General features: G+C 67.9%; 16 protein-coding genes and 1 pseudogene. 8 read left to right on the top strand and 9 right to left on the bottom strand.

All coding sequences use genetic code 11. The features are described from left to right. The first annotated feature begins 331 nt into the window (after nucleotides 1-331). Both ACIQI8_RS42515 and ACIQI8_RS42520 read left to right on the top strand, forming a co-directional pair. Nucleotides 332-805 carry a hypothetical protein gene (locus ACIQI8_RS42515; RefSeq protein WP_402363713.1) on the top strand — a complete coding sequence of 158 codons (474 nt, stop codon included), beginning with the start codon at nucleotides 332-334 and terminating at the stop codon, nucleotides 803-805. Between the two features lie 264 nt (nucleotides 806-1,069). Next, nucleotides 1,070-1,408, top strand: a complete 339-nt coding sequence (locus ACIQI8_RS42520; protein WP_402363716.1) for a hypothetical protein — start codon at nucleotides 1,070-1,072, stop codon at nucleotides 1,406-1,408. A 98-nt stretch (nucleotides 1,409-1,506) separates the two neighbouring features. Here ACIQI8_RS42520 and ACIQI8_RS42525 read toward each other — a convergent pair whose 3' ends face one another. Both ACIQI8_RS42525 and ACIQI8_RS42530 read right to left on the bottom strand, forming a co-directional pair. Further along, nucleotides 1,507-1,953: a hypothetical protein gene (locus ACIQI8_RS42525; protein WP_402363719.1), complete on the bottom strand. Its 447-nt coding sequence runs from the start codon at nucleotides 1,951-1,953 to the stop codon at nucleotides 1,507-1,509. 832 nt (nucleotides 1,954-2,785) lie between these two features. After that, nucleotides 2,786-2,983, bottom strand: a complete 198-nt coding sequence (locus ACIQI8_RS42530) for a hypothetical protein (RefSeq protein ID WP_402363722.1) — start codon at nucleotides 2,981-2,983, stop codon at nucleotides 2,786-2,788. Between ACIQI8_RS42530 and ACIQI8_RS42535 the strand changes: the two genes are divergently transcribed. From ACIQI8_RS42535 to ACIQI8_RS42550, 4 genes are all read left to right on the top strand, one after another. Next, the gene (locus tag ACIQI8_RS42535) at nucleotides 2,982-3,530 is read left to right on the top strand and encodes a carbon-nitrogen hydrolase family protein (protein ID WP_402363725.1); all 549 of its coding nucleotides are present in this window, start codon (nucleotides 2,982-2,984) and stop codon (nucleotides 3,528-3,530) included. The two genes, ACIQI8_RS42530 and ACIQI8_RS42535, sit on opposite strands and share 2 nt — an antisense overlap. 6 nt (nucleotides 3,531-3,536) lie before the next feature. Further along, the gene (locus ACIQI8_RS42540; protein ID WP_402363728.1) at nucleotides 3,537-3,779 is read left to right on the top strand and encodes a hypothetical protein; all 243 of its coding nucleotides are present in this window, start codon (nucleotides 3,537-3,539) and stop codon (nucleotides 3,777-3,779) included. Nucleotides 3,780-3,815: 36 nt separating this feature from the next. Then, a complete protein-coding gene (locus ACIQI8_RS42545) occupies nucleotides 3,816-4,304 on the top strand; it encodes a hypothetical protein (RefSeq protein WP_402363730.1) in 489 nt (162 codons plus the stop codon). Between the two features lie 75 nt (nucleotides 4,305-4,379). After that, nucleotides 4,380-4,757 (top strand): hypothetical protein, encoded by a 378-nt coding sequence (locus tag ACIQI8_RS42550; RefSeq protein ID WP_402363733.1) that lies wholly within the window; start codon nucleotides 4,380-4,382, stop codon nucleotides 4,755-4,757. A 4-nt stretch (nucleotides 4,758-4,761) separates the two neighbouring features. On the opposite strand, the gene ACIQI8_RS42555 is transcribed toward ACIQI8_RS42550, so the two are convergent. From ACIQI8_RS42555 to ACIQI8_RS42565, 3 genes are all read right to left on the bottom strand, one after another. After that, nucleotides 4,762-4,974 (bottom strand): hypothetical protein, encoded by a 213-nt coding sequence (locus ACIQI8_RS42555; RefSeq protein WP_402363736.1) that lies wholly within the window; start codon nucleotides 4,972-4,974, stop codon nucleotides 4,762-4,764. 59 nt (nucleotides 4,975-5,033) lie between these two features. After that, on the bottom strand, nucleotides 5,034-5,585 hold the full coding sequence (locus ACIQI8_RS42560) for a hypothetical protein (RefSeq protein WP_402363739.1): 552 nt from the start codon (nucleotides 5,583-5,585) through the stop codon (nucleotides 5,034-5,036). 294 nt (nucleotides 5,586-5,879) lie between these two features. After that, entirely contained in the window at nucleotides 5,880-6,191 is a 312-nt protein-coding gene (locus ACIQI8_RS42565; RefSeq protein ID WP_402364075.1) for a site-specific integrase, read from the bottom strand. 598 nt (nucleotides 6,192-6,789) lie between these two features. Between ACIQI8_RS42565 and ACIQI8_RS42570 the strand changes: the two genes are divergently transcribed. Continuing rightward, nucleotides 6,790-7,443, top strand: coding sequence for a hypothetical protein (locus ACIQI8_RS42570; protein ID WP_402364078.1), 654 nt, complete (start codon nucleotides 6,790-6,792; stop codon nucleotides 7,441-7,443). Nucleotides 7,444-7,633: 190 nt separating this feature from the next. Continuing rightward, nucleotides 7,634-7,825, top strand: coding sequence for a hypothetical protein (locus ACIQI8_RS42575; protein ID WP_402363741.1), 192 nt, complete (start codon nucleotides 7,634-7,636; stop codon nucleotides 7,823-7,825). Nucleotides 7,826-8,000: 175 nt separating this feature from the next. On the opposite strand, the gene ACIQI8_RS42580 is transcribed toward ACIQI8_RS42575, so the two are convergent. From ACIQI8_RS42580 to ACIQI8_RS42595, 4 genes and pseudogenes are all read right to left on the bottom strand, one after another. Beyond that, nucleotides 8,001-9,176: a zinc-dependent alcohol dehydrogenase gene (locus ACIQI8_RS42580; protein WP_402363744.1), complete on the bottom strand. Its 1,176-nt coding sequence runs from the start codon at nucleotides 9,174-9,176 to the stop codon at nucleotides 8,001-8,003. Then, nucleotides 9,173-10,108 carry an SRPBCC family protein gene (locus ACIQI8_RS42585; RefSeq protein ID WP_402363747.1) on the bottom strand — a complete coding sequence of 312 codons (936 nt, stop codon included), beginning with the start codon at nucleotides 10,106-10,108 and terminating at the stop codon, nucleotides 9,173-9,175. The genes ACIQI8_RS42580 and ACIQI8_RS42585 overlap by 4 nt, the downstream gene beginning before the upstream one ends. Nucleotides 10,109-10,199: 91 nt before the next feature. Then, nucleotides 10,200-11,375 carry a glutathione-independent formaldehyde dehydrogenase gene (locus tag ACIQI8_RS42590; protein ID WP_402363750.1) on the bottom strand — a complete coding sequence of 392 codons (1,176 nt, stop codon included), beginning with the start codon at nucleotides 11,373-11,375 and terminating at the stop codon, nucleotides 10,200-10,202. Between the two features lie 301 nt (nucleotides 11,376-11,676). Continuing rightward, nucleotides 11,677-11,907 (bottom strand): annotated as a pseudogene (locus ACIQI8_RS42595) (hypothetical protein); the annotation flags it as partial. Nucleotides 11,908-12,760: the final 853 nt, after the last annotated feature.

Here is a 12,760-nt window from a genome sequence, read left to right on the forward strand (position 1 = left end):
AGCTAGGTGGTGATCGGGTTTGCCGTGCGGTTGAGCATCGTTGGACGCCGAACCGAACGGCAACCAGAGGGATGGGCAAGGCGGCTGAGGGTGGCCGGGACCGTCCCGGTTCGATGGTCTCGTCGGGTGAGGCGGCGGGTCATCACACTGCGGCCACGAGGCCGTCACGTCGGCCTTCACCGCCTCGGCCCGAGCTCTCGCCCGCCGCATCAGCCACCAGCGTCGTGAATGGCACGCAACAGACACGGTGCCGACGGCGGTTATGAAGCTGTTTCCAGCTTCCCGGCAAGGGGCCGGAACCGGTGGTGGGGCTGGGTTGCCTTGAGGGAGCATGAGCGCATTTCTGCCCCGGCGCCGTGCGGAGCGGCGTGGCCTGCAGTTGTGGCCGGTCGGCCCGGTGCTGGCCCTGACCTTCACCGCAGCGCTTCTGGTGGCGGCCGTGGTGTTCTACGCCGGCTGGGATCTGCTCGGTGCGCGGGGGTTGAAGGCCGAGCGGCGCCTGGACTCCCAGACGCTCTTCGATCTGGTGAAGCTGTCCTTCGGTGTGGTGGCCGGTGCCGGCGCGCTGGTCGCCCTGGTGGTGGCCTACCGGCGCCAGCGAGTGGATGAGGACGGTGCCCTGCGGGAGGCGACGCGCCTGCACACGGAGCGTTTCACCACTGCGGTCACGCAGCTCGGTGACGACTCCGCCGCGGTCCGGCTGGGTGGGGTGCACGCGCTGGCCGGCCTCGCCGACGACGCGCCCACCCGCGGCCTTCGGCAAACCAGTATCGACGTCTTGTGTGCGTATCTCCGCCTGCCCTAGACCGCGCAGGCTGACCTCCCGGACGATGATGCGCCGGCCCGGCACGCCTACCTGGCCCTGCGGGAGGTACGGCACACGATCATCCGCCTCATCCGCGACCATCTCCGCCTGGAGGCCGACCACCCCCACTCGTGGCAGGGCCACGAATTCGACCTCACCGAAGTCGTCTTCGACGGCGGCGACCTTTCGGAGACGCACTTTTGCGGGGGCACGGTCGACTTCCGCGGGGCGACGTTCTCCGCTGGCACAGTCGACCTGCGAGGGGTGCGGTTCTCTGGCAGCACGGTCACCTTCAGCGGGGTGCGGTTCTCCGGCGGCAGGGCCGACTTCATCGGGGCGAGGTTCTCCGACGGCAGCGTCGACTTCCGCAGGGCCCAGTTCTCCGGCAGCACGATCTACTTCTACGAGGCCCAGTTCTCCAGCGGCACGGTCGACTTCAACAGTCCGGCCGACGTCAGTAGCCCGTTCCATTTGGGCAGCCTGCTCGGCTTCGGCAGCGCGACCGGTGTTGCGCCAATTGGCCTGGTTCCGTCCGACGGAGCGGCTGTGCCCTCTCGGCTGATCCTGCCTCCGGCGTGGTACCCCGGCAGCGGTGCAGCCTAACGGGCTCGCACAGATCGTGGCTCCGAGCTGAGCTGAAGCACGACAGGTGGCACAAAGGGGCGGGCGTGTTGTCACCGAGGTCGGCGGCCCCTCTCCCTCTACGGAGAGTCTTGACCGCTGGCCCCGCAGTCGTGTCCCCCGGCGGGCCGATGCGGCCGGCGCTCCGGAAGCCGTGTGATCGCGGCGCTCACCGCCAGCCCGAGCGTGACACCGACAGCGGAGCCAACACTGTGCGCCCACGCATCGTCAAGGGAGCCGGGCAGGACGGCTCTTGTGAGCCGGCCGGCAGCCGACAGAACGGTCAGCGCGGCCAGTGCGGCCGTCCAGCGGTACCGCACCCCGTCCATGACGTCGCCATAAAAGAGGAGCAGCAGTGCCATGCCGAACTCCTCGTCCCAGCCCACGGCGGTGAGCCCGGCCCCCGCCAAAAGCGCGAACAGCCACAGCCCCACCAGCTGCCGGGCGAAGGCTGGCGGCTGCCGTCCTGCACCACGCGGGGACCAGAACAACCGTGTTATGCGCCGGACGATCACGTACCTCGGCATGACTCGCGTCCCGCCCCCTGGGTATCCGACTTCTTCCCGCGCTCAGTAGTGGGACACACAGCAGCACGACACGGTTGTGGTGAAGTTCGTCCCGGGAAGCCAGAGGCCGCCGGTCTTCGCCTTTTGAGACAGAAGGGCTACCGAACGAGCATGCGGTAAACCGCGCGCCGTGCCTGTGACCACCAGGCCGCTCCAACCGGTCCGGTACACCGGATCTCCTGCCCCGCCCACCCCCCTCTCCACGCCACAACACCGCTCAGCGGCCACGTCACCACCTGCGCTCCGGTCCACGACACAAACCGCTCCACCCGGCCACAGACAGAAACTTCACCGACACCAACCACACACCAGCCTGCACGACGAACGCGTCCCGATCACCGAAGACGGACCGCAAACACTCTCAGGAGCCTGTTCGCGATGCCCGACCTGGGCGGGCCCTTCACCGATGAGGAACTCGGTCTCACCGGCGATACCGAGGACGATCTGCTGTGACCGGGCTGCTCCGGCCAGGACAACGTGGGAAGTTCACACCACGGCATTAGTCAGGCGGCTGCCCGCCTGTCTGATGGCATCGGGACGTTCGGCTCATCCCGCGAGGGTCCGTTCTGCCCGCCGTCGCCATGGTTCCTTTACCGCCGCGGGGACTGCGGGCGTGTGCTCACGCCACCCCGCCCGTCCCCGCCTGGGCCCGGGAGCTGCTGTCCGTGTCAGGGTGATGGATCCGGGTCGGCACTGCGCTGCCTCCGGACGCGGGGCGCTGGCCAGAACGTCGCCTTCCCGCGCTGCCCGCCGTCACCCGGTCGGGAGTCCAGTGTGAGCGAAAGTGCAACGGTCAGGCCGCTGTAAGGATCATCCGGGGCTGCAACCCCGGGACAGCGGCCTGCAGTTCAGGGGCGACGGTGGCCAGCAGGCCGCGTTCGTCGATGAGGAGGCACGCCAGGCGATACCCGGTGACGCGGATGGCGGCGCCGCCATGCGTAGGCTGCTGTCCATGGCTGCCTCGTCGTCGCATCGCGATCGCCCAGCCCATGATCAGTCACGATGCCCGCCGCAACGGCCTGACGGTCCGCCGGCTCATGCGTGAAGCCGCCGAAGCGGGCGCCCAGCTGATCCAGTTCCCCGAAGGCTGCCTGTCGGGCTACGCCAAGGAGCAGATCAGCGACGGGGACCAGGTGAACTGGCCTGCGATCGAGGAGGAGTATCGCCACGTGGCGGTGCTCGCGGCCGAGTTGCAGCTGTGGGTGGTGCTGGGGAGCGCCCACCGGCTCACTCCACCGCACCGCCCGCACAACAGGCTGTACGTCATCAACGCCGACGGGCAGGTGGCAGGCCGCTATGACAAACGCTACTGCTCGCACACCGAGGTCCTGCGCTACTACACCCCGGGCATCCGGCCGAGCGTCTTCTCCGTCAACGGATTCAGGTTCGGCTGCGCCCTCTGTATCGAGGTCAACTTCCAGGAACTGTTCGCGGAGTACGAACGCCTGGGGGTGGACTGCCTGCTGCTGTCGGCCTATCCGGTCGATTCGGTCTTCGAGGTCAAGGCCCGGGCGCATGCCGCGATCAACAACTACTGACTGGCGATGGCCACACCGGCCCAGACCACCGCTCTCCTCAACTCCGAACTGATCGGTCCCGACGGCACCGTCCTGGCCCGGGCCGACGCCACGACCGAGCTGATCATCGCCGAGTTGGACCGCCACGCACCCGAATTCGACATCGCCCTCAACAAGGCACGCCCCTGGCGAACCAGCGCCCGCCAGGGCGACATCTACCGCAGCCGCCACGTCTGCGACCCGCGCAGCGACGACCTGACCGGCTTCTGACATACAGCCAGCATCGCGAGAGGGCACTATGGCACGATGCCTGACCTGCTGTGGGATGACGTCAAGAACATCTTCGACCCCGATGTGATGGGCTCGCTGCCGGACGTGAGTGTCGCAGATACCTCCATCGATGACTGGCAAGCCGTGCTCGACTTGGTGCGCTCACGGGGCTGGGCTTGCGAGTACTCCGAAGACGGTGGCGTACTGCGGCTGCCACGAGCCGAGGTGATGTTGGGTCGCGGTGTCGAGGCCAGCGTGATGTTGAGGATCTGGCCAGCGCCGGGAGTATTGGCGATCTTTCACCCCTATGCCGCCGACTCGATCGACTTCGATGTTGACCTTCGGGAGCTCCAGGGCCAGGTGCAACTGAACGTGCTGTGCGGTTTCCTGCGCGCGATCGGGCGTCGCTTGAGCAAGCCTGTGCTGTTCGCACCGGAGACTGATTCCGGTCACCCGGTGCTCGGCTTCGACGTCGACGCGGACCGTGTGGTCCTGCTGACTGCCCCGCACTTCACCAGCCCGTAGCAGTCCTCGTGGCGCGGAGCCTGTCGTCGCCCGCAGGCCGGGAGACTGGCAGAGTCGGGGACTACGTAGGCTGCAATGGTGATCGTCCGATGCATCAAAATCATCCAGCCCGGGACTCCGACGGTCGTGAGCGAGCATCCGGGCGTGCGGATCGGCGAGGAGTATCCGGTCCTCGAAGTGTGCGCCGCCCGCCCGCGAATTCTGTTTCGCCTTCCTGACCGCAGTGCGACGCGGGACGAAATCGACTCGCCCGGACTGTGGGACGCTGACATGTTCGAGATCGTGTCCGATCGGATGCCGACCTGTTGGGTCACCGGACTGGAGGACGGCCAACTGACCCTGGCGCCCCCGGAGTGGCAGCGACCAGGATTCTGGGAGGATTACTTCGAACACGTACCGGACGCGGTTGCCGAGTACGACCGCCTGAAGGCCCAGATCATCGCGCAGGCGTGATCGCCTAACCAAGGGCGGCGACTCCTTCTTCCCCTCGGCCGGCTTGGGCTCGCAGGCGGTCGGCCTGCTGTTTCTTGTCGGCGATGCGCTTGAGGCTCTCCTGCAGGCCAGCGACCTCGCCGAGCCACTGCATCCGCTGGGCTTCTCCAAGGCGCTGGCGGGTGTTGGTCTCGATCTTCAGAAGCCGGGGCTCCTGGGCCAGGTCGAGGCGGAGCACGGGGCACCTGACACAGGCTTCTCCGAACTACGCTTGCAGCATGACTCTTGGGGCGGCATTCAGCGTTGCCAGAGGAACGCGGCCTCGCTGCAGGGCTGGCAGTTGAAGAGGTAACCACGGCCCCCGCCGCCGAAGTTCGCGGAGGAAGCGTAGTCGTAGCCCTCCTTCAGTTCGGCCGTGAACGTCATGCGAGTGGTGCACGAGGGACAGTCGGGTGTCTCGTCACCCTGGAGCCAGTCAGGCTCGCCGCCCAGCCGTCCGAGGACCGGCCCCTCCGTGGGTTCGTCAGCGGGATGGAGACGCAGAGCGGTGACCGCGTCCAGGAGCGTCTCGCCGTCGGCCGGGACAATGGCCGGGGTGAGTTCACCGGAAAACAGGCAGGCGCGGTTGGCGCCGGCAGTGGCGTCCCAGTCGTCGCACATCCCGGGATCGTTTTGGCAGAAGAACACCGCGACCACGCCGATGTCGAGGGGCAGATGGGCGAGGAACTGCATGGCTCCATCGCACTCGCGGCACCTCGGCCAAACGAATTCACCCGGGACGAGCGGGACTCCGCCGGTGCGCGGAGTGGGCGCGTCTGCAGTGGTCTCCCCGTCGTAGATCAGCAGCATGGCCACAGACTAAGGTCAGTTCCTTGGGCTAGGGAGCGGGGTCGGGTTCAGTGCGAGCGGCGATCTTGCCGAACGTCGGCATGCCGAGACTGACCACGGTTCGGCGGGCTACTTCGGCGTCGAGTTGAGTGTGCTTGCCTGTGCGCCAGCGAGGCTGACTTTCAGACCCTCGACTTCGCCGAGCCAGCCTTCCCAGCCTCCGAGATGCGGGCGATCAGGTTGTCGCGGATGTCGGCCCGCCGTGCCCGTTGGGCCGGATCGGGCCGAAGGAGTGAGCATCGAACACAAGCGTGCTCATGGATACAAGGGACCCGAAAGCACGCGCGCAGGTGCAGATGCACACCTTCCGCTTCTCGAAGTGGGCGAGGAAAGCGTCCCACTCCTCCTCGGCCGGGATTCGGTACTCTCCGCCGGGACGAGAGGCGCGGCGGCGGGCGATGAACGCCCGGGGGCCCCGATCGTCTCGGCAGGGTAGACCGCCTTGTACGCCATTGTCGTGTCGATGCTCCTGTGCCCGCAGATCACCTGGGCGATATGCGGCGGCAAGCCGTTCATGATGGCATCCGTAACGGAGTTTCGCCGGAAGCCGTGGGGCGAGAAGGACAGTGCCTCGCCTTCGGCGTTGGTCAGCCCGGTCGCGGCCAGCGCATTGATCAACAGTCAACGGATCGCGGTCGGTGTGAATGCGCGGTGCTCGGAGCCGATGCCGCGCTGGAACAGCAGCGGCATCGGCGGGTTCCAGAGCTTCTCGCGGACGTCATAGGCGGCCACCAGCGGAACCATCCCGCCGGGGCCGCGCGGTCGAGCAAGGCACAACTCAGCTGGCTGCAAGCAGAGTGGGAGGCCGCCTAAGAGCTGGACACCGGCCCGCAGCGCTACGTCCAGCACGCGGATGAGAACTGCCAGGCATCCGCAGCAACACCCCCTCACCGGCACAGCCGATCTGTAAGGCCTGCCGATCAGTAAGGCCTGCCGATCTTCAAACCTGCTGATCAACAAAGGTCTTCCGCACACGCGCGGGAGTCTGTCGGCGGGGCCCGTGATGAGACAGACGGGCGCGAGGCGTTGGGGCGCTCGCGGGGCGGACTGACCAGCAAGGTCCATCTGCTGTCCGACGACCGGGCCCGCCCGCTGAGCTGGCTGACTTCGCCCGGTCAGCGGGGGTGACAGCCCGAAGTTCGCGCCGGTACTGGACGGCTTCCGCATCCGGCGCCGCGGACCTGGCCGCCCGCGCAGCCGGCCGGACCGGGTCCGCGGCGACAAGGCGTACTCCAGCCGCGACAACCGCGCCTACCTGCGCAGCCGCGGCATCAAAGCCACCACCGCGAAGCCTGACGACCAGCGCGCCCACCACACACGCCGCGGACGCTCCGGCGGCTGGCCCCCGGCCTTCGACAAGACCCAGTACCGCCACCGCAACGCGGTCGAGCGCTGCATCAACACGTGGAAGCAGTACCGGGCCGTGGCCACCCATAAGACAAACGCGACTACATCTTTAACGGCACCCTCACCGCCACCGCGACCGTCATCTGGCTCCACGACACCGTCCAAGAGCCATCAGAAACGCCCTCGGCCGACCGCTGCAGCCACCCAAGTGGCCGTACCCGCCGGGTGGAAGGCCCACAGTGTGGCATGGACGCTGCCGGAGCCGCTGCTGACCACGCCCGCGCCGGGACCCTATCTGCGGCCGGGCTGGGCGGGAGAGCCGAAATGGGATGGGTTTCGGGCGCTACTCTCCGTCGACGCGGGCCGAGTGATACGGCGCTCGATACGCGGCACCGAGATGGGGCCGACGTTTACGGAGGTCGTGGCCGGGCCCGCGCAGCTGCGGACGCGACCGCGCTGGACGGCGAGCTGATCGTATGGGACACCACGGGCCGCCTCGCGCTCGAGCAGCTGCAGAACCGGTTTGCCCGGCGCGGCGGTGGTGCGGCCCTGGCAACGGCGGAGGAGTGGCCGGCCCACTTTGTCGCGTTCGCACTGTTCGGCTGTCCGGGACGGCCACGACCGGGTGGCCGTCCCTGCGGCGCAGGGCCGGCCTGGAGTCCGTGTTCACCGCCCGCCAGCTGTCGGCGGCGGGGGCGCCGTGCTCGTCGACCACCGAGGCCGACGTCGTGCGCGAGTGGCTGACGTGGGCGTCGGTCGGGATGGAGGGGGTGGTCTTCAAAAGGCTGGACGACACCTACTGCCCGTCGGTGAGGGGCTGGCAGAAATACACAGACGCGATGAATTGCAGTTGATGCAACATCCTGCGGTGCGCCGGAATCGTCGTTTCCGCTGATCACTCCCCCAGCCCGTTGCCATACGGCCTGCCCATCTCCCACGGCGGCCTCCTGGACGCCGCCGCCAAGGAGGCGCCCATGGGGACCAAAGGATCGTGCCCTCCGACGTGGAATGCCGCCAGAAAGTGGTCTCCTACGGTTTGAGGACGACCTTCTCGCAGCGATCCTTCTTGTTCTTGAACAGGTCGTAGCCGGTCGGTGCCTCGCTCAGGGACAGGCGGTGAGTGATGACCCGGGTGGGGTCGATCTTGCCCTGCTCGATCATGCCCAGCAGCGGTTTCATGTACTTCTGCACGTGGCACTGTCCGGTCCGCAGGGTCAGTGACCTGTTCATCCAGGCACCCGCCGGGAACTTGTCAATCATCCCGCCGTAGACGCCGATGACCGAGACCACGCCGCCGCTCCGGCAGGACATGATGGCCTGGCGCAGCGCGTGCGGCCGGTCGGTCTCGGAGCGGACCGCCTGCTTGGCACGGTCGTAGAGGTGGACGTGGGAGGCGCCGTGCGTGGCCTCCAGGCCGACCGCGTCGATGCACTTGTCGGGGCCCCGGCCGCCGGTGAGTTCGAGCAGGGCGGACCGTACGTCGGTGTTGTCAAAGTCGATGGTGATGTAGCCCTGGGCGGCGGCCATGTCGAGGCGGTAGGTCTCCTTGTCGATGGCGATGACCTTCTCTGCGCCCAGGACGCGGGCGCTGTCCATGGCGAACTGGCCGACCGGTCCGGCGCCCCAGACGGCGACGACGTCACCTTGCCGGATGTCGCACATGTCGGAGCCCATGTAACCGGTCGGCAGGATGTCGGACAGGAAGAGCACCTGCTCGTCGCTCAGATCCGACTCGATCTTGAGGGCATTGGCGTCGGCGAGCACCACCCGCGCGTACTCGGCCTGGCCGCCGGCAAAGCCGCCGGTGAGATGGGAGTACCCGTAGATGCCGCACGTGGGATGGCCGAACATCTTCTCCGAGATGCCAGCGTTGGGGTTGGTGTTCTCGCAGCACGAGTACAGCTCCGCGCGGCAGGACGCGCAGGCGCCGCAGGCGATGGGGAAGGGCACCACGACCCGGTCGCCGACGCGCAGTGCGCCGTCGCTGATGCCGGGGCCCACCTCGACGACCTCGCCCATGAACTCGTGGCCCAGGATGTCGCCCTTCTCCATGGTCGGCACGTAGCCGTCGACCAGATGGAGGTCGGAGCCGCAGATCGCCGTCGAGGTGATTTTCACGATGGCGTCGCGACTGTTCAGGATCGAGGGGTCGGGGACGTCCTGCACCTCGACCGAGTTGCGTCCCGTCCAGCAGGTGGCCTTCATGACAGGGCCTCCTTCAGTTCGTCCTCGGTCAGTGGCCGGGCCGGGTGCTGCGGGAACTCGCCCCGGGCGCGCTTGCCGCCGGGTGCCCCGTCGGAGCGGACTACCTCACCAATTTCCGCGATCTGCTTGAAACGGCGCAGGTCGTCGTCCAGTTGCTGATGCGGCTCCTCGCCGAAGTAGCGCGCAGCCGCCTTGCCCACCGCCCCGCCGGGCAGTTCGTAGCGCAGGGACACCCGGATCTCCGTGCCCTGGCCGCCCGGGGCCGGCACGAAACGGGCCTCGCCGGAGTTGCCGATGTCGGCATCGCCCACCGACCGCCACGCGATCAGTTGGCCCGGGACCTCCTGAGTGATCTCGGCGTCCCATTCGACTGTCCTGCCGAACGGCGCGTCGGCCTTCCAGTGACTGGTGCGCGGGCCGGTCACGTGCACCTCGTCCAGGTGCACCATGAAGTCCGGCAGTCGCTCCAGGTCCTTCCAGAGGGCGTACACATCGTCCGGTGATCGGGTGACGGTGGTGGCCGCGGTCAGTTCCATGGGGGTGCTCCTACGAGTGCGGGTCACGGCCGCGTAAACGTCCGTTGCGGTGAGGGCGGTGACCGCAGCCGTCGCGGCGACGGTGCGTCCGAGGCCGCGACCGTTGTGGTTCTTCAGGGCCCGTCCGAGCATCGTCAGGTCCATAAGGTCGCCACCGACCCGACCCCAGAGCCAGACGGGGTGCGGCCGTCCCAGCAGCCCGGTCGCCGCCGCCAGTTCGCGTACTCCGACGGCCGTCGTGGCCGATCGGTGCCGGGGGGCGTCGCCCACGCCCAGGGCCCGGGCGAATCCTGCCGGGGCGACGACCTGGGGCACGCCCAGGAGCGCACTGGCCCAGCCGAGGCCACGGACGAGCGGATCGTCTCGCAGGCGGGAGGTGGAGCGGGTGTCTGTCATCAGTGCTCCTGACGTGCGGGGGAACCGGGGCCGGACCGGGGTCGTCGCCCGCCCGGTGTGGTGCCGCAGCGGGCGGGCGACCCCGGCCTCCTTACCGCTTGTGACCGTTGCTGTCGCCGTCGGGATGCAGCACCACCTTCGTCCAGCCCTCGTCACGGGCATCGAAGTGCTCGTAGGCGGTGGAGGCCTCATCCAGACTGAGCTCGTGGGAGACGATGAAGCTCGGCGTCGCCTTCCCACCTGCGATCAGGTCCCGCAGCGCCCGGTTGTACTTCTTCACCGGCGCCTGGCCGGTCCCCATGCGCTGGCCCTTGAACCACATCAGCCCGAAGTCGATCGGCACCTTGCCCTGTGCCTCCCACTCGCCCTGCGCCTCTTCGCCACCGGGGTCCTGGGGCAGGAACACGCCCACCACGCCGATGTCGCCCGTGAACCGGACCGAGTCGATCAGTCCGTTGAGCGTGAGGCTGGCATCCTCGTTTCCCTCGTGATCGTGTGCCTGGTACCCGACGCACTCACACCCGTTGTCGGCGCCCAGACCGAGAGTGGCTTCCTTGACGACCTCCGCCGGGTCCTGCTCGGCGGTGTTGATGGGGATGGCCCCGATCTCCTCCGCCTTGGCCAGCCGGTCGGGCTGGTGGTCGGCCACCCAGACGCGGCCGGCGCCCTTGAGCACAGCGGAGTAGGCCGCCATCAGCCCGACGGGACCGGCCCCGAAGACGATCGTCTGGTCGCCCGGCTTGACGTTGGCCATCTCGGTGGCGTGGTAGCCGGTGGGGAAGATGTCGGCGAGCATCACGTAGTCGCTCTGGCGCTCGGCAGCGTCCTCGCCCAGGCGCAGCGCGTTGAAGTCGCCGTACGGCACGCGCAACAGCTCTGCCTGGCCGCCCTGGTAGGGGCCCATGTCGGCGAATCCGTAGGCGGCTCCCGCCAGGTCCGGTACCGGCTGCATGGTCAGGCAGTAGTTGGTCAGCCCTCGCTCACACTGCTTGCAGAAGCCGCAGGCGATGTTGAAGGGCAGAACCACATACTCGCCGACCTGGACCTTGCGCACGGCCGAGCCGACCTCCACGACCTGGCCCAGGTTCTCGTGCCCCAGCGTGCGGCCGGATTCGAACGAGGTGCGGCCCTCGTACATGTGCAGGTCGGAACCGCAGATGTTCGTGGTGGTGATCTTGACGAGGATGTCGCAGGGGTGCTCGATCTTCGCGTCCGGTACGTCCTTCACCGTGACCGTTCGCGGTCCTTCGTATACCGCTGCTTTCATGATGACTTCCCTGGATCGTCCTGCATGGCGGTGATGGAGACGGCGCAAGGAGCCTGGCTCTCGGCCATGCGAGGCCGGAGTCCATGATGTCGGCACGCCTGCGCGAGCCGTTCGCCTGGATCAGGGAGAACGGTTGTTTCACCCGGTCCGCCGGGCGGAACCTCGGTGCCCCGGCGGCGTGCGGTGCGGGTCACCGCCAACCGGCGGCTGAAACGCCGCGTGTCCTGAAAATCGCAGCATTTTTTCGCCAGGTCGACGGCCATCGATCGGAGACGGCATCTCCGGCGTCGGTCGCCCGCTCATCACCGTCGGCGGCGAGCATGCGACGACGCTCCTGCTCACGCTCGGAATAGGCGGTCACCCGGATCGCCTCCCTACTCTCCAGGCCCGACCCCAGCGCGCCGCCGGCGGTGGCGACCGAGGCGACGAACCAGGCCAGCGTCCAGTACCCCGCAGCATGCAGCGGCGTTCGCGTCATAGAGGCGAACACCTGGCCGTTGAGGATGAACAGCGCCCACACGAAGTTGACGACACCAGCCCCGCATAGCGGACGAGCGACCGACACCGCGAGGACGGCCACCGCCCACAAGATCCCGTACCTGGGGGTGACGTGTGGCCTCGGCGGAGGCGGGGTGGATGCGGGCGTTGTAGGAGTGGGCTCCGCGGGCCGCAGGATGATCCTGCGCAGCGATGGTGCAACTGGGGACCGGTCCTGGGAGCAATCACTAGAGTCGACGCTCCCGCTCGGGCTGGATGGCCTGGTCGGTCTTTCGGATGGACCACTTGCCCCCTGGCGTCAGTGGCTGCCCGCGATGCTGCTTACGGCCGCGGTGTCTTCATGGTTTCTCTTCGCGGCTTCAGGTACCTCCGACTGGTGGTTGATGTATCCACCCATCTGCCTCGCCCTGGCATCGTGGATCGTGAGCTTGCGAGAACGCCGCGCGGTGAGCAGGGAAGGGGCCGTGAAGGAGCCCGGTTGAGGCCGGTGGCACCACGGCGCCGACACAGGCCAACTAGCACTGCGATGGCCACCTATCACTGAGCGTCACAGCTGCCGTAAGGCACACCACCCTCTGGAATCGAACGCATGAACGATCTGCCACCGGACCCGCCGCACCTCCGCGCGATCCTGGCGCACCTCGAACAACAGCTCGCCACCAACGAGACCACTCGCGACCTACCTGCGCATCCAGCGGGATGCCGCCCCGAAGGCACTCGCTACAGCCGAGCGCCAGTCCTCACCCCAGCCGCCCGTTGGCGCATCTAAAAGTGAGAGCGAGGCCGACCGCACCAGGTGGTCGACGTGTGCCGTCACCGGTCTCGGTTCAGTGGAGACCTATCGCCTGCCACAGTACGGTCGTCGACCAGGAGTAGCGCCAGGGGAT

The sequence above is a fragment of the Streptomyces sp. NPDC092369 genome (assembly GCF_044755245.1).
Classification (GTDB): Bacteria; Actinomycetota; Actinomycetes; order Streptomycetales; family Streptomycetaceae; genus Streptomyces.